The sequence below is a fragment of the Chitinophaga sp. genome (genome assembly GCF_017745275.1).
In the GTDB taxonomy this organism is placed as follows: domain Bacteria; phylum Bacteroidota; class Bacteroidia; order Chitinophagales; family Chitinophagaceae; genus Chitinophaga.
The window spans coordinates 115773-134458 of sequence record NZ_JAGHZS010000008.1 but is presented as its reverse complement, the minus strand read 5'-3'; the positions used below and the strand labels follow the sequence as shown (position 1 = coordinate 134458).

The window sequence follows — 18686 nt, the reverse complement described above, 5'->3', positions numbered from 1 at the left end:
GCAAAAAGCCATTATAGCGAATGATTCTAGCGCATAAGAAGTTTATTTACCAGCGCTAATCATTCGCTATAATGGCTTTTTGCTTTATGCTTTATGCTTTCCGCTTCTCCAGGTTAGGTAGGAATGCCGTGAGGACTCCTATTAACGGGAGGTACGCACATACCTCATAAACGTACGCAATGCTGGTAGCATCTGCCAGCCGGCCCAGGATGGCGGAACCTACGCCCGCCATGCCGAAAGCCAAACCAAAGAATAAACCGGCAATCATGCCCACTTTTCCAGGCACCAGTTCCTGGGCATACACCAGGATGGCAGAGAAGGCGGAGGAGAGAATAACACCAATGAATACACTTAATACGGCTGTCCACATCAACGACGCATGTGGTAACAGCAACGAAAACGGCGCTACACCCAGGATGGAAATCCAGATCACATACTTACGGCCAATCCGGTCGCCAACAGGGCCGCCAATGAAAGTACCGGCGGCTACGGCAAACAGGAAAATGAACAGGTATACCTGCGCACTCTGTACAGACACGTGGAAGCGATCTATCAGGTAAAAAGTATAGTAGCTGGTCATGCTGGCCATGTAGAAATATTTAGAGAAAATCAGCACCAGCAGGATACCCAATGAAAACACGATTCGTGTATTCGACAACGTAGGCTGATCCAGTTTTTGTACTGCTTTCTTAGGCTTAATACGGTGAGTATTGCTCAGGTACCATTTGCTGATGTTCAGCATTACCACTATGGCTATTAACGCGGCAATGGAAAACCAGATCACATGAAACTGGCCAAAGGGAACAATTACCATAGCAGCCAGCAAAGGTCCCAGGGAACTGCCGGCGTTACCACCAACCTGGAATAAAGACTGTGCCATACCATGTTTGCCGCCGGAGGCCATATAAGCCAGCCGGGAAGCTTCCGGATGAAAAACAGCGGAGCCTATGCCTACGAATCCTACGGATACCAATACCATGGGGAAGTTATGCGCCATAGATAAGCTTACCAACCCTATCAGCGTAAAACCCATGCCTATGGCCAGGGAGTAGGGCTGCGGCTTTTTATCGGTGTACAGGCCTACCAGTGGCTGCAACAGGGAGGCAGACATCTGGAAAGTGAGCGTAATCAGCCCTACCTGTGTAAAGTTTAATTTAAGGGAACCCTTGAGTACCGGGTACATCGCCGGAATGAGCGACTGCATTGTGTCGTTCAGGAAATGGGTAAAGCTGAGGGCCAAAAGGATAGACAGCACCGTTTGCTGGGCCACTTGTTGGGCAGCGGCTTTGGGCTGATCAGTAAGCGTTGTTTCCATTTTTGTTCTTTTGAGATCAGATCATCTGATGTTTAAGGGTAAAAAATTATATCGTTATTATTAATCATTCAGATGTGATACACCGGGATGGTTAAAAAAAAGCAAAACCAATGGCTGTTTGATAAAATGTGCTTCCAGCTATCCCGTGGTAGTTTACCTTGGCGCATTACTGATTTTCGTTGCCCATATCAGCGCTTTCTTCGGGTCTTTATCAACGATACTTTGCAGCAGCGCATCATGGTAATGCTGAGATTCTATAAAGCTATTGGTGTTGCTGTAACGCAGCAGGAATGAATTTTTCAGATGCTCAGCCACCGTCTTGTACAGGTCCCGCAAAATTTCATTCTTACCTGCTTCCGCAATCGCATTATGAAAATTAATATCAGCTTGTATACAAGGTTCCAACTGTTGATTAGTGGCATATTCGAAGCGTTTCTTCAAAAAGCCTTTCATTTTCTCTATGTCCTTGTTATTGCGATGCATGGCCGCTTTCTCGGCGATTTTTACTTCAATTAAAAAACGCACTTCATTCAGATCTTCAAAATCCGCCCGCTGCAACCGCTGCGATAACGCTTCTCCGGGACCCGACTGCGACAATACAAAGGTGCCAAGTCCCTGTTGTACACGAATCAACCCTCTGTGCGCCAGTATCTTTATCGCCTCCCGGATGCTGGAACGCCCAACAGAAAACTGAGCCATTAATTCCGGTTCTGTAGGCAGCTGTTGCCCTACTACATACTTACCGGAGGCAATTAATTCCTGTAGCCGGTTGGCCACTTCCTCAGCTAAGCTGAGCCGCTTTAAGGGAGAAATGTTTAAACTCGTCATATCATCTGATGATTGCAAAGGTAATTGCTTTTTCCAATTTTTTAAGAATTTTTTGGGAGATTGTTTACCGAAACAGATGGATATACTACTCAATATATTACGAGACCTGCCTTCCTGGCTGCTTTGGCTATTATTCGGGATGGAAAATGCGGGTATTCTGCTGGCGGTGCTGGTATGGGGAGATCACCTGCAAAGGAAATACGGTCCGCCACAAATAGCCGCCCGTCGCCATCCACTTGCCTATAATGCCCGGCAGTGGCGGATAGCACTGCTAACTACCCTGCTCAATACGGCTATTACATATGCCGGCTACTGGTTGTGGATACAAGGTGCTATCCGCATTACTACCACCATCAATGCCCGGATAGCAACGGATGCCCTGTTCCTCTTTTTCGCCATGGACCTACTGATGTATCTTTTCCATTACTTCATCCATAAAACCCCGTTATACCGGTGGCTGCATGCCCTGCATCATGAAGCAACAGATCCGGAACCAATAGATCTTTTTATTTTACATCCCGTAGAAACGCTTTGTTTTGGCGCTCTGTGGCTGTTTTTATTGTTGTGGTTTCCACTGAATATATATGGGATACTCCTTTACCTGGTGATCAATGTCATATTCGGTATGACCGGCCACCTGGGCATGGAGCCATTGCCTGAAAAGGTGCGGCAGTGGCCCGTATTGAAATACCTGGGCACTTCCTCTTTTCACCACACGCATCACCGTCATGAGCAGTATAATTTTGGATTTTATACCAGCATATGGGATCGTATCTTCCGCACATTTAATTACTAATAGCCAGGCATTCATCACTTTCTGCTTTGTAACCTGTGGCAATAAGTTTATTTTGCCAGATTGCTTTTAAATACCAAACGCTATATGAGAAAACTGATTTTATCATTATCCTTATTCATTACGTTTCGTGCCTATGCCCAGGATGCACTGAAATATCAAACGCCTCCCGCCGGTATCCTGGAACTGGCCATGGCAGCGCCTCCTGCGGTAACTGATTTTAGCAGCAACGGCAACATGATGTTGATCATGGAACGTACCAGTTTCCCGTCTATCGAAGAATTATCACAGCCAGAATATCGTTTGGCAGGTCTTCGTATTAACCCGGCTAACTTTGGACCCAGCCGCGCCGCTTATGTAAAAGCGATTCGCATTAAAGATATTAAAGGAAGTAAGGAATACCCGGTAACCGGGCTACCCGCCGATGCCCGCATCAGCAATGTAAAATGGTCGCCTTCACAAAAAAGTATTGCCTTCACCGTTAGTGATAACAACAGTATTCGCTTATGGAAAGCAGATGTAGCCACAGGCACAGCTTCCCAGGTAAGCAACCGTCGTCTGAATGATATTCCCGGAACTGTGTTTACCTGGCTGGATGATAACCGCATCCTCGCAATGGCAGTACCTGCCGGCCTTGGTAAAGCACCGGAAAAGCCACTGGCCCCGGAAGGTCCTACTGTTCAGCAAACCAGCGGAAAGGCCGCACCCGCCGCTACTTTCCAGGATATGCTGAAAAACCCGTTCGATGAGCAGTTGTTCGATTATTATTTTCAATCCGAACCAGTCATCATCAGCAATAGCGGAGAACAGGTAATTGGTCAGCCAGCCATTTATGTGACTGCTGCACCATCACCTGATAATCAATACCTGTTGATAGAAACCCTGCATCGTCCGTACTCCTACCTGGTAGGCGCCAGCCGCTTTCCAACGGATATAGCTATTTGGACTATGAATGGCGAACAGGTGAAGCAATTAGCCAGCAATCCCTTGGATGAAGTAAGACCCAAAGGATTTGATGCTACCAGCAATTATCCACGTCAGTACTCCTGGCGTAATGATGCTCCGGCTTCCATCTGGTGGGTACAAGCCCTCGATGGTGGCGATCCTAAAAAGAAGGTACCTTTCCGCGATGAAGTAAGTTTGCTGGCCGCACCATTTACTGGTACACCTACACCACTCGTGAAAACTGTGAATCGTTTTGCCGGTATCAAATGGGCCAATAATCAACTGGCGCTGGTATATGATGGCAACAGCGCACAACAGAAAGTGACAGTAAGCCGCATCGATCCATCTCACCCGGATCAGGCGCCTGTTACCCTGATAGACCGTTCGGAGAATGACCGGTATAATGATCCGGGAGATCCGGTATTGATGAAGAACCAGTATCATCAGCCCGTGTTGTACGTTTCTCCCAAACATGAATTGCTGATGACGGCGCCCGGCGCATCGCCGGAAGGAGATCGTCCTTTCCTCTCCGCTTTCAGCCTGGACAACGGCAAACAACGCATCCTGTGGCGCTCCCAGGCTCCTTATTATGAGCAGGTAGCGGACGTGATAGATCCGGCCAAACTCGTAGTAGTGGTAAGACGTGAGTCTGTGTCATCTCCCGGAAATTATTACCTGCAGGACCTGAAGAAAAAAACAACAGTAGCCCTTACCGCATTTCCTCATCCTCAGCCACTCATGGAAGGCGTGCAAAAACAACTGTTAAAATACAAGCGCAAAGATGGTGTAGACCTGACCGCTATGCTGTACCTGCCTAAAGGCTATGATCCTGCTAAAGACGGTCGTTTGCCGGTACTGATGTGGGCATATCCGCGTGAGTACAAATCTGCCAGCGACGCTGCTCAGGTACGAGGCTCCGCTTATAGATTTACCCGTGTAGGTTACGGCTCCGCTATCTTCTGGGTTACCCGCGGTTTTGCTGTAATGGACGCCACCGAAATGCCAATAGTAGGTGAAGGCGACAAAGAGCCCAATGATACCTTCATCGATCAGCTGGTGATGAATGCAGAAGCTGCGGTTAATAAAATCACGGAAATGGGTATCGGAGATAAAGACCGCATCGCAGTTGGTGGCCACTCTTACGGTGCTTTCATGACCGCTAACCTGCTGGCACATACGAACCTGTTTAAGGCCGGTATTTCCCGTAGTGGTGCTTATAACCGTACTTTAACGCCTTTCGGATTCCAGAACGAAGAACGTACCTACTGGCAGGCGCCAGAAGTTTATTATAAAATGTCTCCCTTCTCTTATGCAGATAAACTCAAAGCACCCATCCTGCTGATCCATGGAGAAGCTGATAATAATTCCGGTACTTTCCCTGTTCAGAGCGAAAGATTATACAACGCCCTGAAAGGTAATGGAGGCAACGCACGCCTCGTATTCCTGCCACAGGAAAGCCATGGCTATGCTGCAAAAGAAAGCATTTTGCATATGCTGTGGGAAATGGATGAATGGCTGATGCGATACGTAAAGTAAGCAGAAAGCAAAAAGCAGAAAGCAAAAAGCTATTGTCGCGAATGACCAGTAAGTATAATTACCCGCTATGGTCATTCGCAACAATAGCTTTTTGCTTTCTGCTTTTTGCTTTCTGCTCTCAAAACATATCAATAAGTAAAAAGTACCATTAAAGCCCCCAATACCACAACCCCCTTCGGAACTTCCTTTGTACCTTTGTTGCATCATGCAGAAGGCACTCATTCCTACATACGATATATGTTCTCTGGCTATGGGAAAGCCGGCATCTGAAGATATCCTCGTAGCCCGTTTTTCGGAATACCTGGCGGCTCATAAGGATATTCATTTTCCGCATCGGCATTCATTTTACCATTTGGCGTTTTTTACTGCCGGTGGTGGAAGTCATACCATCGACTTTGAACGTTTCCCTGTAAAGCCAGGACAGTTGTACTTTATGGTACCCGGACAAGTGCATAGCTGGTTTTTTGAAGGAAAGACAGAAGGGTATGTCATGAATGTATCTGCCGGTTTCTTTAACGCCTTTTTACAGGATTCGGCCTATGTGGAACGGTTTCCTTTTTTTAGCGGTGTCAGCGCAGAAGGCGTGGTACAACTGCCCAAAGCTGCCGTGCCGGTTGTTACCGGACTGTTTGAAGCCATGTTAAAGGAAATGGATGGTACACAGGCCTATAGCCAGGATATGTTGCGCTTACTGGTACTGGAAATGTTTATTGCCGTAAGCAGGGCCAGCAGGCAGGAACAATCCAAACAGGAGCCGCCACACAATTATGTGCTGCTACGCAACTTCCGTAAACTGGTGGAACAGCATTATATGCAGTTGCGGTTACCCAAGGAATACGCCGCCCTGCTGTATGTAACACCTAATTACCTCAATGCTTTTTGCCGGCATATGCTGGGGAAATCAGCCGGAGAAATTATCCGGGACCGGGTATTGCTGGAAGCAAAAAGATTGTTGATTAATGCAGATATGAGTATTGCTACTATTGCGTATCAGCTCAATTTTGCCGATAACTCTTACTTCACCAAGTTTTTTAAAAAATACGCAGGAGTAACACCGGAAGAATTCCGGAAAAATATATCCTGATAAATCTTAAATATATGTGTGCAGATAAAAACCATGAAAAGCCCAACCTGCTGAAAAGCCTGTTGGGGAACAAGTGTGCCCGTTGCAGACGTGGATCTATTTATACCACCTCAAATGCGTACGACTTTAAAAACTTCATGAAAATGCCGGAAAAATGTCCTGTATGCGGACAGCAGGTAGAAGTGGAAGTAGGTTTTTACTACGGTACCGGCTACGTGAGTTATGCTTTATCAATAGCCGTTTGCGTAGCCAGCCTGATTGCATGGTGGCTGTTCATCGGGTTCTCTATCTATGACAACCGTATTTTCTGGTGGCTGGGTGTAAATGCGGCGCTGCTATTGATATTACAACCATTGCTGATGCGCTGGTCCCGTACAATCTGGATGGCCTTCTTTGTGTATTATGATGAAGATTGGCACCAGGGACCACCCGCGGGTACAGGCAGGTCTAACGCCACCTTTAAGAATGCGATATAATTAATGTGGAGATACTTTTAACAAATTGCGGATTTGCCGGTTATATAGGTAGATCCGCAATTTTTTTTAGTAATCCTCCGGGTATGAATCAGCGAAAAGTTGCCTTCCTGTTAGGGTGCCATACAGACAGGCTGTTCGGTTACTATAACTTCGACAGGCGCACGAAAATGAAAGGCGTAGAACTGCCATTGATGTATGAAGACGAATAATTCGTTATATTGTATTACTATTTAGCCCCTTATTCCTTCGGTAGCTTTTACTAACATCAATGCTTAAACGATGATGTTATACAGACAGCCAGGTATCTTTATTTTCTTCCTCTTTTTCCTTTTAACCGGGCCGCTGGTCAGGGCACAGGACAGCAGTTTTGCGAACCTGCCCACTAAATGGACCCTGCAACAATGCTTTGACTATGCAGGAAAGAACAACATCCAGTTAAACAGTTTACGACTGAGTCGTCTGAGTACAGAACAGGATTTGCTGTTGTCCAAAGCGGCAAAGCTGCCTAATCTTACCGGTACTGCCTCGCAGAATCTCAATGGTGGTAAAAGTATCAATGCCGCTACTGGCAACAGCTCCTATGAGGTATATACGTCTGGCAATTATGGGGTAAATTCCAACGTCACCCTTTTCCAGGGAGGATATCTCAACTATGATATCCGGCAGAAGAACCTTTTAACGCAGGTGGCCCAGTTAAATATCGCACAGCAGATCAATGATATCACCGTACTTATTACACAAGCCTACCTGAATATTTTACTGGCAAGAGAAAATATTGTGTATGTAAAAGATGTGGTGGCCACCTCTGAAGCCCAGGTGAAGCAGGGGCAACAACAGTACGATGTGGGCAGCATTGCGCTCATTGGCCTGGTGCAGTTACAGGCGCAGTTGTCGAACGATCGCTACCTGCTCATTACTGCCGAAAATCAACACCGGCAAAATAAACTTGTATTGAAACAATTACTGCAGCTGCCCAGTGGTTATGATTTTGATATAACGGAACCGGATACACTGATTTCAAATAGGCACTTATATGCCTTACAGGAAGCACAGGACTCCGCTCTTGCCAACAGGCCGGAAATTAAAAGCAGCCAGTTAGGGATTGATGTTGCTAACCTTGACCTCGCAAAGGCTAAAACGGGCTATTTGCCTACGTTGTCGGCCGGTGGCGGGTTGGGAACTTCCTATAATGGAGGTGGTAATAATAACGCCTATTTTAAGCAACTGGATAATAATTTTTACCAGCAGATAGGACTCACATTGTCAGTGCCTATCTTCACCCGTCGCGTCGTGAAAACCAATGTGGAGAAAGCAAAGCTGGAAGTAGATCAATCGAAGCTGACCTTGCAGGACACCAAAACCAATCTTTCTCAAACCATAGAACAGGCATACATCAACGTACAGAATGCACAATCACAATATGACGCCGCAGTAGAACAACTCAGGTATTCGCAGGAAGGCTATCGGATTGCGAGCGAACAACTGAAAGTAGGCGCGGCCAACATCGTGGTGTTTTTACAGCAGAAGAATTTATATATACAGGCATTACAATCTTATGTACAGGCTAAATACAATGCTGCCCTGACGATCAGGATCTATGATTTTTACAGGGGCATACCGGTAACTCTATAAATGCTAATGAGGTATGAGAAAATATAAAGGTGTAATCATCACTATTGTGATCATACTGCTGGCGCTGGCCATCTGGTATTTCTTTATCAGGAAGAAACCAGTGCCCATTTCCTTTGAAACCGCCCGGCCTGCCTATGGTCATATAGCCACCACCGTTACTGCCACCGGTACCATCCAGCCGGTAGATACCGTAGCTGTTGGTACACAGGTTTCCGGCACTCTCAAATACCTGTATGTAGATTTTAATAGCCAGGTGAAAAAAGGACAACTCCTCGGGGAGCTGGACAAAGATTTGTTCCAGGCACAGGTAGATCAGCTCAGGGCAAATGTACAGGTAGCACAATCGAATCTGACTTACCAGCAAAATAATTTCCAGCGACAGGAACTGTTGTATAAAACCGGCGCTATCAGCAAAGCAGATTATGATATCGCGAAGAACCAGATTGATCAGGCCAAAGCCAATGTAGCCAGCGTAAGTGCACAACTGTCGTCAGCCTTAAAAAACTTTTCCTTTACAGAAATACATTCACCGATTGATGGCGTGGTATTAAACAGGAATGTAAGCGTAGGGCAAACCGTTGCAGCCAGTTTCAATACACCGACCCTGTTTGTGATTGCGAAAGATATCACCAAAATGCAGGTAGAAGCCAGTGTAGATGAAGCCGATATTGGTAATGTAACCGACTCACAGCGTGTAACCTTTACCGTAGATGCTTACCTGGAAGATGTGTTTATAGGGCGGGTACAGGAAATCAGGCTGCAACCCTCGGTTTCGTCCAATGTGGTAACCTACAACACCATCATCAACGCACCCAACGATAACAAAAAGCTAAAGCCTGGGATGACTGCCAATGTCACCATTTATACGGCTGAAAAAGACTCCGCATTGTTACTGCCGGTAAAGGCACTGAAGTTCAGGCCAGACTCTGTACAACTAAAGAAATATGTGATACAAAGCGCCGTACGCAAAACGCCGGCAGAACGAAAAGATACGACCGGCAAAACATTTAAAAGTACCGCGCGCATTGGATCGTCCAACTATGTATGGCTGCTGCGTGGAGATACACTGCAACAAAAGCATATCAGAACAGGGTTGAATGATAATACGCATATAGAAGTACTGGGTGGACTCACCGAAAATGATATCGTGATAACAGGCGTGAGTGCAGGCGGAGCAGTGCAGGCAGCCGGTGGTACCGGTAGTCCGTTTTTACCAAAAATGGGTGGAGGGCGCAGACGATGAGCAACGGGAAAATATTAGAGCTACAGCAAATCAAGCGTGAATTTGTGATGGGTACAGAAATAGTACGCGCCCTGAAAGGCGTGAGCTTCGACGTATCCGCGGGCGAATTTGTAACAATTATGGGTAGCAGTGGCTCCGGTAAAACCACGCTGTTAAACATCCTGGGATGCCTGGATAAACCTACTTCGGGTAACTACCTGCTGGATGGCATCAATGTTAGCAGCTTGTCGCGCAATGACCTTGCGCGTTTACGTAATCACAAAATAGGGTTTGTATTTCAGGCATATAACCTGCTGCCGCGTACATCAGCCCTGGAGAATGTGGAACTGCCTTTGTTCTACAACCCGGAGCTATCCACGCGGGAGCGCCGCGATCGCGCCCTCGGTGCGCTGGAAGCCGTGAAGCTGGCAGATCGCGAAGGACATACACCCAGTCAGCTATCGGGCGGGCAGCAGCAAAGAGTTGCGATTGCCAGGGCGTTGGTAAATCAGCCGGTGATGATCCTGGCAGATGAGGCCACCGGCAATCTCGATACCCGCACTTCTTACGAAATCATGGCCCTTATGCAGGAGCTGAATCAACAGGAGGGAAAAACAATTGTATTTGTAACACATGAACCGGACATCGCCGCGTTTAGCAGCAGAACAGTGATGCTGCGGGATGGCAAAGTGGTAAAGGATAGCAGGAATGAAAATGTGCGCTCGGCAAAAGAAGCGCTGGCAGCATTGCCGCCGGCAGAAGATTATTAATCTAACCCACAAGGATGAGTGCTATTAATCTCATATTAATTGCTTTGAGGGCCCTGGAGCGGAATAAGCTCCGGGCGTTCCTGACTATGCTCGGTATCATTATCGGCGTGGCGGCGGTGATTGCGATGGTAGCCATAGGAGAGGGCTCCAAGCAAAGTATTCAGTCGCAGCTGGGCAATATGGGCTCCAATATGATTACTATTATGCCTGCCAGCAATGTAACCGGTGGCGTACGGGTAAGTGGCAGCAGCTTTCAATCTTTAACAATTGCAGATGTGCTGGCCATACAAAAGAATGCCACCTATGTAAGCGGCGTATCACCCGTGTCCTCTACCAAAGGGCAGGCTATTTATGGTGCATTGAACTGGAATACTTCCCTGCAAGGGGTAGCGCCTTCTTACCTGGATATTCGCAAGCTCACGGTGAATGATGGTATCAGCTTTTCAGATGCTGATGTTGCTACAGCGGCCAAAGTATGTTTATTAGGGCAAACGGTGATCAACAATCTTTTCCCCAGCGGAGAAAGCCCCGTGGGCAAAGTGATCCGGCTGAATTCCATTCCTTTGCAGGTGATTGGTACCTTGGCGCCTAAAGGTCAGAGCTCTTTTGGACAAGACCAGGACGATATTATTCTCACACCGTATACTACCGTGCAAAAACGCATCCTGGCCACTATTTATTTCCAGAGTATTTATGCATCGGCAGTAAGTGAAGGCGTTTCAGATAAGGCTACGGATGAAATAACAGAGATCCTGAGAACCACACACCGGCTACGTCCCAGCGATGAAAATAACTTCCAGGTGAGGACGATGGAAGAGCTGATTAAAACCCTGAGTTCCACCAGTAGCCTGCTGACTATCCTGTTAACCGCCATTGCAGGTATTTCATTGGTGATTGGTGGTATTGGTATTATGAATATCATGTACGTATCTGTAACGGAGCGTACGCGGGAAATAGGTTTGCGTATGTCTATCGGTGCAAGGGGTATTGACATCTTACTGCAATTCCTTGTAGAGGCAGTGATTATCAGTGTAACGGGTGGGTTAATAGGTGTGGTACTGGGTATTACTTCTGCCAAAGTAATAACGCTGACATTAGGTTGGCCTACGATGGTTTCTGAATCTTCTATTATACTTTCCTTCGTAGTATGTGCTTTTACGGGAGTATTCTTCGGGTATTATCCCGCGCAGGCAGCTTCCCGGCTGGATCCTATAGAGGCATTGCGGTATGAGTAAATATTATTGCGGGCAGTTGCAGGGTGTAGCAATGCCTGCAGCAATCCATTGAAGAAAGGCACTTTCCTTTTCAAATGAACGGAGGTTGAGCGCTTTCCCTGTAATGTCATCTACTTCAGCACCATCGGCATGTGCTTCAACTGCTTGCCTGGTGGCGGCTTCCTGCCCAGCAGTGGTTGCACCCAGTATTTTCCTGAATTCAAATACAACGCTGTCGGAGGTGTCATTGGCGTGAATGAGTAACACAATAAATTCGTAGGGGCCAAAGCGTTGCAATGATGGAATATTGTGTGCATTTATCCGGTAGCAGGTGCCTGGTGTAAGTTGCATAAACGGGGCATTTGATGACGATATGAATATACGTAACAATTGTTATCTTGTAATAATACAGCCCCGGTATAAATGGGTTAGCACACATGGAACTCACTACTTCCCGGATGTTATTCCATCCGGTTACCACCACAGATATTCCTGCTATACACCGGCTGCATAGTATGCCGGAAACAGATGAATACAATACGCTGGGTATTCCGGCGTCTGTTTCTGTAACTGCAGATGTGGTGGAGGGATGGTTAAAAGATCCTGATCATAAAGTATGGCGTATAACGTTGAAGAACACACGTGCATTTATTGGGTTGATAGGCATGGTGTTTAAAACACCCCGTTTTAGTAGTGCGGAGATATGGTATAAGTTGGATGTAGCCTGGTGGGGACAAGGCCTGGCAACGGAGGCGGTGAGTAGCATATTGCAATATGCTTTTGAGGAATTGCAATTGCATCGGATAGAGGCAGGATGTGCGGTGGATAATACAGGATCTGCCAGGGTATTGGAAAAATGCGGCATGCGGCAGGAGGGGCGTAAGCGAAAGGTATTGCCAATACGCGGTAGTTGGTCAGACAACTTTATGTATGCCATCCTGGAGGAAGATTATCAACAGGAAAAGCGAGGTAGATAATTTGGTGAAAAATAAAAAGGCCGTCACGCGTTACGCGTGGCGGCCTTTTCTATGTTCAGATGGAAAAATCAGCTTTTCTTCTTGTTATGTATCTGTGATTTTTTCAGGTATACTTTCTTCCCTTTATCATCTACAATGTATTTCTGGTCTTTCCTGTTGATGTAAACGGTTTCGCCGTTGGGTCCTTCTTTGCCTTTATATATTTTGTCGGCCACGGCAGAGGCGCCTTTTACGGCGATGGAAGCGGTTTTATGACCAATTTTCTTTGCGGTGCTGTCGATGCCTTGTGCGTAGGAAGCGGAGCCTGCGGCTATTGACATTACTACGCCCAGGGTAGCAGCAAACAAGATCTGTTTTGGCGTTTTCATATTTGTTATGTTTAATGTTAAGAAAATAATCTCTACCTGGGATAATTTCAACAATAATGCCATATCAATTGTTATATGAAGGCCAGTCTTTTACAGATATGTTTTTGCTGTATGGAGTAGGTATACCGGGGATTTTCCCCTCTTTGAGTTCGTTTTATTTCGTATATTCATATCCGGTAACCCGTACCTATGAAGTCAACGATTAAAGGTCTGTATCTATCTGTTCCTACACCTTGCAACGAGGATTGGAATCAAATGACCCGCACTGCGGCAGGGATGCACTGTAGTAGCTGTAACAAAACGGTAGTTGATTTCTCCTTATTATCTGATGCTGAAATTTTTACCGTTGTCGCTAACGGTAGGGGAAGTATTTGCGGTCGCTTCATGGACACGCAGTTACACCGGGCACTGATGCCGCCGGTGCCTCCACGGCATCAGCGCATGCCTGCCATGGTGATCGCGGCGGGATTAGCCATTGGCACGGTGACCGCTACGAAATTCCTGTTTTTCTAAATAAATACTGTTAAAAATAAAACGCCTTCCGGACGGCCCGTTGTCCGGAAGGCGTTTCCCGTATTAAGTTTCATTAGTTTCCCCAGAAAGTGTTTTCCTGTTGGATATCTGCGGCATATATTTTAGCAGCGATTATCTGACCGTCTTTCACCGTATACACGTCTACGTTATCCGTGTGTAATTCGGCGCCTGGTCTGCTGGCTTTCCAGGTGAGCACTACAGAAGCCTGATCACCATTTACGGCAATGGTTTTAATGTCAGACAGCGACATCGTATTTTGTGATACTTCAAACATACCGCCTACCATCTGGAATACTTCGCCACTGGAGTTCTTAGTACCGGAGAAACGATTGGTGCCCGGCTGCTCCCAACTGATATCAGGGTGTAATAATGCACCAATTTTTTCGAGATTTACCTGCTGTACGGCATTTACGAATTCGGTGACTACTTGTAAGGTTTGCTGTTCCATATGTTTATCTTTTTAGGTTTGTTGATGAATTGATAATGCAAAGCTACTTTCCATGGCAGTTTAATCATTTACCTTTACGCGACAATTACTTACCATTTGACGCCAGGTTGTTTTTTGTGAACAGGGAGATGAATACCTTTATAGTATGAATAAGTTAGTATTAAGTATGATCGCTTATGCTGTGCAGCGTGATGTGGATGCGGCACAGTTGTGTAAGCTGGCGGGTATTGATCTGGCATTGCTAAAAAAGGAAAATTCACCATCGGTGACGGCGCAGCAATTGCAGGATTTGTGGTTAAATGCCAGCCGGTTAACGAATGATCCGCTCTTTGGCCTTCATTTCGGAGAGTCACTGCAGCCGGCTGCATTAGGAACGGTAGGACAAATTATACAAAGCAGTGCTACAGTAGGAGAAGCATTGACACATGCTGCGGCGCTTACCCACCATGTTACAGATCAGTGCCGGATAGAAATACATCGTAGTACTAAAACCTTTCATGTAGCGCTGATACCCACCATTGATCAGGGGCCTACGCCTCCTTATGCTTTCCGGCAATTAATAGATGTACTGATGGTAGTAATTATTCACGAACTGGATGGACTACTGTTGGAAAAAATAGTGCCCCAGGCAGTATACCTGGCTTACCGGGTTCCGGATCCTGTAGCGTATGAGCGTGTTTTTCGTTGTAAGCCGGCAAAACGCGCAGGAGAGTATGAGCTGGTGTTTGATATCAAATATTGGGATGAACCGCTACTAACGGCCAATTATGAGCTACAGAGCCTATTACTGCAAAAGGTCAGCAGTATGCCTCAGCCGGAGGCACAGCCACATACGTTAAAGAACAGGATTTATAACTACCTGCTGGCAAATTCATACCTGGGAGTTTCGTCTCTGAATGATATGGCTGCCAACTTCAATATCAGCCCGCGCAGTTTGCAACGGAAACTAAAAGAGGAAGGTGTAAAGTACCAGGATATTGCAGATGAGGTAAGACGTTCACTGGCGGTGTATTACATTTCTTCAGGTAATTATCCTTTGAAAGATATTTCATGGATGTTAGGCTATAATGAGTTGAGTGCTTTCACGAGAGCCTTTAAACGGTGGACAGGTAGTACGCCGGTCAATTATCAATCGTTGTAGTTCAGGAAAGTATCTTTATGTACAATGCCCCATTTCTTCACAAAAATGTATTCTCCTTTTTCGAGGTCACTGATATACTGCTGCAGCCAGGCTTCGAAGGAGGGGGCTTCAATGGCGCGGTGACCATCATCGTGCCATAAGCTGATCACTTGTCCGCGTGTGCCATGGGGTGCAGGATCCAGGTCTATACAGAGGTGGTTGCCAAAGCCATCACTGGTAAAAGGGATCCAGAGCGGATTCCACCAGTCGTTTTTAATGCCCGTATCAGGTGTAGCGAGGATGGGTGTATCATGCCAGGTGAAATTGCCGGCATCCAACTGATCTTTCCAGTGCTGCCACTGCGAAATAATATCTTCCATGCTCAGTAACTGATCTGCATCTACCAGGCCTGCCCTGGCTTTTTGTTGCCCGTTATGAATAGCATAAAATGCTTTGAAAGAGGCCGGCAACGCGGTTCCTATTAGTTTTTCAAGTGACTCCACCACTTCAAAGGTGACGCCGGGATGAAGGATGTTAAGCAGTCGTGGGGCCTGCTGCTGCATCCAATATTCCCATCTGATCCAATATTCTTGCATATGGTATGGGTTTTAACGACTATAAAGATGTGAAATTTTCTCTATAAATTTATTCATTCTTCGTGTATGTTTTTTGTAAGGTAATTTATCAATAGCTTTGTAATTCTTAAACGCGAACAACATCATAAAAAGTAAATAACTCCTTATGGCACAGTTACCTAAATTTCTGATTGCAGATGATCCTGTAACAGATCCGGAAAATGAATATATTTTTCATACGGAAAAACCCCGCTTCTTTGCTAAACGTGTAGAAGAAGATGAAGAAACTGCCTACATCGATATCGTTCATGAAATTGATAATGTAGAAGAATTCTACAAAAATGCACCAGAAAAGAAACAGGAACTGCTGGAGCAGCTGGAAGACTGGTACTACTCTTACATGGAGTGGCTGGAAGATGATGGAGAAGACGAAGAAGATGAAGAATAGTATTTATGATCTCTTTTAAAAAGCGCCCCACTGTGAAGCGGGGCGCTTTTTTTATTTATGCTTTAATTAGCGGTTGCCTGTAATTCTTTTCTATAGGCAGATGGATTTACTCCTTTATACTTTTTAAACATCCTGTTAAGATGGCTTTCGTCTGTAAAGCCCAGTTCATCAGCAATTTCTCCTACCCGCATACTGCTGTACTGCAATCGCGCTTCCACCAGCTTTAATTTATATTGGGTAATATATTGCTGTAAGCTATCGCCATTATTTCGCTTAAAATATTCACTTAGATAAGTAGGTGAAATATTAAAATTCGCTGCAATCTGCTCTGCGCGCAGCTTCTCCGGAGAATAAATATTTTCATGTATATAATGTAGTATATTCAGGGAAGCATCCTGCTTTGCAGGATGTTTGGGTTGCTCCGGCATCTGCAGTATAATGTTCCTCGCAATAATCATGATCATGGTATTCACGATTTGTTGCGCCATCTCCCGGTGATAGGGCTGCTGGTTCACCAGCTCCCGGATCAGCGCCTCCACCAACGCTTTTACCAGGGGTTTGTCGTTTTTGTTTTTTAAAATACAGCCTGGCATATGATTGGTGTGCTGGAAAATGAATTCCAGTTGCTGTATCCATTCTTTATGATGTTGAAGGTAAATGTTGTTGAAACGGATGAAGAAGAACTTGGTACTCTCCTTTACATCAAATGAATGACAGTCCTGCGGCATTACCAGGAACAGTTTACCCGGACTGTAAGGCAATTGGTTTTTGTTAACACACTGTATGCCGCTGCCTTCTACAATGTATACCAGTTCAAAGAAATTGTGCTTATGAGGATCTATCGGGCATTCACTGCATTCCCGGTATTCGATCTCAAAAGGCTGATATAAGTTTTCTTGTATCATACCTGCAAAAATACAGAATGATCCTAAAAATGTACAGTTTTATTTGTACAATTCACCTCGATCTTTGTAATGCAAAAAACAGACAAAATGGAAAATAACGCAATTGTATTCTTATTGCTCCGGCTATCAGTAGCTGCCAGCATGTTCGGCCACGGTTTGGTAAGGCTCCCTAAATTAAATGGCTTCAGTGCCTGGATGGTAAAGAGCTTTGAAAAATCCATGTTGCCCGCACCTTTGGTTGTTCCCTTCAGTTATGCCTTACCGGTAGCGGAATTTATTATCGGCGCGTTACTGCTGCTCGGACTATTTACCCGTGTTTCCCTGATCGGTGGAGGTATCGTTATGCTGCTATTGATTTTCGGTACCACCCTGATAGAAAATTGGGAGGCACTCCCTTCACAGCTCATTCATGCCGTTTTTTTTGCCGGGCTACTGGCTTTTATTCAATACAACACCCTTGCAGTTGATCATCTCATAAAAAAATAATGGCTACAAGAAAAGAATTCCTGAAAACAGCCGGCCTGGTTGGATTGGCCGGTATGGTAAGCCCGGCTAAGGTAATGGCTCAATCGGCGCCACAGCCCTCTCCGGCATCGGGCCGGCACTGGGCCGATGGTTCCCGCCTCATCGTATCTGTATCCATGCAGTTTGAAGCCGGCGGCCAGCCAGATGATAATCCCGAAAGTCCTTTTCCGCGAAATATGCCCCGGGGATATAGAGACCTGCCTGCCGCCACCTGGTACGAGTACGGCTACAAAGAGGGCATTCCCCGCATGCTGGATAACTGGGATAAACACGGCATTAAAGTTACTTCCCATATGGTGGGCAGCGCGGTAGAAAAACACCCGGCGCTGGCAAGGGAGATTGTACAACGCGGCCATGAAGCCGCTGCCCATGGCCGCGACTGGGCTTCACAATACATGCTGCCCTATGAAGATGAAAAACGATTTATACTGGATGGAATGGAAGCAGTAAGAAAGGCTACCGGCGTAACGCCCGTAGGCTACAACGCCAACTGGATGCGCCGTGGAGAAAACACACTGAACATATTGCAGGAGTTGGGATTCCTCTATCACATCGATGATTTGAGCCGCGATGAACCGTTTATAACCAAAGTGAATAACGTTGATTTTGTGGTAGTACCATATACGCTGCGCTGTAATGATATCCAGCTGGTAGCGGGGCAATGGTTTTCGTCCGACCAGTTCCTGCAACAGGTAAAGATGGAGTTTGATCAACTGTATGAAGAAGCTGCTCACCGGCGCCGTATGATGTCGATTAGTTTCCATGATCGTATAGGCGGTACTCCGCAACTGGTGAAAGCGACGAGCGAACTGCTAACCTATATGAAACAGCATCCGGGTGTGGTGTTTAAGCGAAAAGATGATATCGCAAAGATGGCGCTGGCGGATAAAAGCACGATCAGAGAATAAATAAAAAGGCAGGCCTGTCCTGTCTTTTTTGCTTCCTTTGCAAGGAATATTATATTATTTTGT

General features: G+C 46.0%; 22 protein-coding genes. 15 read left to right on the top strand and 7 right to left on the bottom strand.

Features of this window, described 5'->3' with window-relative positions:
- Positions 1-91: 91 nt before the first annotated feature.
- Both J7623_RS23835 and J7623_RS23830 read right to left on the bottom strand, forming a co-directional pair.
- Positions 92-1315 carry an MFS transporter gene (locus J7623_RS23835; RefSeq protein ID WP_291925117.1) on the bottom strand — a complete coding sequence of 408 codons (1224 nt, stop codon included), beginning with the start codon at positions 1313-1315 and terminating at the stop codon, positions 92-94.
- Positions 1316-1468: 153 nt separating this feature from the next.
- Positions 1469-2143 carry a FadR/GntR family transcriptional regulator gene (locus J7623_RS23830; protein WP_291925116.1) on the bottom strand — a complete coding sequence of 225 codons (675 nt, stop codon included), beginning with the start codon at positions 2141-2143 and terminating at the stop codon, positions 1469-1471.
- Positions 2144-2219: 76 nt separating this feature from the next.
- On the opposite strand from J7623_RS23830, the gene J7623_RS23825 reads away from it, so the two are divergent.
- The 9 genes from J7623_RS23825 (at position 2220) to J7623_RS23785 (ending at position 11836) form a co-directional block, all read left to right on the top strand.
- Entirely contained in the window at positions 2220-2939 is a 720-nt protein-coding gene (locus J7623_RS23825) for a sterol desaturase family protein (protein ID WP_291925114.1), read from the top strand.
- An 84-nt stretch (positions 2940-3023) separates the two neighbouring features.
- Positions 3024-5417, top strand: a complete 2394-nt coding sequence (locus tag J7623_RS23820) for a prolyl oligopeptidase family serine peptidase (protein WP_291925112.1) — start codon at positions 3024-3026, stop codon at positions 5415-5417.
- Between the two features lie 250 nt (positions 5418-5667).
- Positions 5668-6501, top strand: a complete 834-nt coding sequence (locus tag J7623_RS23815) for an AraC family transcriptional regulator (protein ID WP_291925110.1) — start codon at positions 5668-5670, stop codon at positions 6499-6501.
- 14 nt (positions 6502-6515) lie between these two features.
- Positions 6516-6977, top strand: a complete 462-nt coding sequence (locus J7623_RS23810; RefSeq protein WP_291925108.1) for a DUF983 domain-containing protein — start codon at positions 6516-6518, stop codon at positions 6975-6977.
- Positions 6978-7060: 83 nt separating this feature from the next.
- Positions 7061-7186 carry a hypothetical protein gene (locus J7623_RS23805; protein WP_291925106.1) on the top strand — a complete coding sequence of 42 codons (126 nt, stop codon included), beginning with the start codon at positions 7061-7063 and terminating at the stop codon, positions 7184-7186.
- Positions 7187-7256: 70 nt separating this feature from the next.
- Positions 7257-8609: a TolC family protein gene (locus J7623_RS23800; RefSeq protein ID WP_291925104.1), complete on the top strand. Its 1353-nt coding sequence runs from the start codon at positions 7257-7259 to the stop codon at positions 8607-8609.
- A 13-nt stretch (positions 8610-8622) separates the two neighbouring features.
- Entirely contained in the window at positions 8623-9852 is a 1230-nt protein-coding gene (locus tag J7623_RS23795) for an efflux RND transporter periplasmic adaptor subunit (protein ID WP_291925102.1), read from the top strand.
- A 47-nt stretch (positions 9853-9899) separates the two neighbouring features.
- Positions 9900-10601, top strand: a complete 702-nt coding sequence (locus J7623_RS23790) for an ABC transporter ATP-binding protein (RefSeq protein WP_291925100.1) — start codon at positions 9900-9902, stop codon at positions 10599-10601.
- A 14-nt stretch (positions 10602-10615) separates the two neighbouring features.
- Entirely contained in the window at positions 10616-11836 is a 1221-nt protein-coding gene (locus J7623_RS23785) for an ABC transporter permease (RefSeq protein WP_291925098.1), read from the top strand.
- Between the two features lie 3 nt (positions 11837-11839).
- Here the strand turns inward: J7623_RS23785 and J7623_RS23780 are convergent, their stop codons facing one another.
- Positions 11840-12166, bottom strand: coding sequence for a hypothetical protein (locus tag J7623_RS23780; protein WP_291925096.1), 327 nt, complete (start codon positions 12164-12166; stop codon positions 11840-11842).
- 86 nt (positions 12167-12252) lie between these two features.
- Between J7623_RS23780 and J7623_RS23775 the strand changes: the two genes are divergently transcribed.
- Positions 12253-12792, top strand: a complete 540-nt coding sequence (locus J7623_RS23775; protein WP_291925094.1) for a GNAT family protein — start codon at positions 12253-12255, stop codon at positions 12790-12792.
- Between the two features lie 68 nt (positions 12793-12860).
- Here the strand turns inward: J7623_RS23775 and J7623_RS23770 are convergent, their stop codons facing one another.
- Complete coding sequence (locus J7623_RS23770; RefSeq protein ID WP_291925092.1) at positions 12861-13160, bottom strand: hypothetical protein; 300 nt, start codon at positions 13158-13160, stop codon at positions 12861-12863.
- A gap of 189 nt (positions 13161-13349) precedes the next feature.
- Between J7623_RS23770 and J7623_RS23765 the strand changes: the two genes are divergently transcribed.
- The gene (locus tag J7623_RS23765; protein ID WP_291925091.1) at positions 13350-13673 is read left to right on the top strand and encodes a hypothetical protein; all 324 of its coding nucleotides are present in this window, start codon (positions 13350-13352) and stop codon (positions 13671-13673) included.
- Positions 13674-13746: 73 nt separating this feature from the next.
- On the opposite strand, the gene J7623_RS23760 is transcribed toward J7623_RS23765, so the two are convergent.
- On the bottom strand, positions 13747-14142 hold the full coding sequence (locus tag J7623_RS23760; RefSeq protein ID WP_291925089.1) for a nuclear transport factor 2 family protein: 396 nt from the start codon (positions 14140-14142) through the stop codon (positions 13747-13749).
- A gap of 145 nt (positions 14143-14287) precedes the next feature.
- Between J7623_RS23760 and J7623_RS23755 the strand changes: the two genes are divergently transcribed.
- Entirely contained in the window at positions 14288-15283 is a 996-nt protein-coding gene (locus J7623_RS23755) for an AraC family transcriptional regulator (RefSeq protein ID WP_291925087.1), read from the top strand.
- On the opposite strand, the gene J7623_RS23750 is transcribed toward J7623_RS23755, so the two are convergent.
- Entirely contained in the window at positions 15271-15858 is a 588-nt protein-coding gene (locus tag J7623_RS23750) for an SMI1/KNR4 family protein (RefSeq protein ID WP_291925085.1), read from the bottom strand. The genes J7623_RS23755 and J7623_RS23750 overlap by 13 nt on opposite strands.
- Positions 15859-16003: 145 nt before the next feature.
- Here J7623_RS23750 and J7623_RS23745 point away from each other — a divergent pair, with 145 nt between their 5' ends.
- On the top strand, positions 16004-16285 hold the full coding sequence (locus tag J7623_RS23745) for a hypothetical protein (RefSeq protein WP_291925083.1): 282 nt from the start codon (positions 16004-16006) through the stop codon (positions 16283-16285).
- Positions 16286-16347: 62 nt separating this feature from the next.
- Here the strand turns inward: J7623_RS23745 and J7623_RS23740 are convergent, their stop codons facing one another.
- Positions 16348-17190, bottom strand: coding sequence for an AraC family transcriptional regulator (locus tag J7623_RS23740; protein WP_291925081.1), 843 nt, complete (start codon positions 17188-17190; stop codon positions 16348-16350).
- An 87-nt stretch (positions 17191-17277) separates the two neighbouring features.
- Between J7623_RS23740 and J7623_RS23735 the strand changes: the two genes are divergently transcribed.
- Positions 17278-17676 (top strand): DoxX family membrane protein, encoded by a 399-nt coding sequence (locus tag J7623_RS23735; RefSeq protein WP_291925079.1) that lies wholly within the window; start codon positions 17278-17280, stop codon positions 17674-17676.
- On the top strand, positions 17676-18623 hold the full coding sequence (locus J7623_RS23730; protein WP_291925077.1) for a polysaccharide deacetylase family protein: 948 nt from the start codon (positions 17676-17678) through the stop codon (positions 18621-18623). Before J7623_RS23735 ends, J7623_RS23730 begins: the two co-directional genes overlap by 1 nt.
- Positions 18624-18686: the final 63 nt, after the last annotated feature.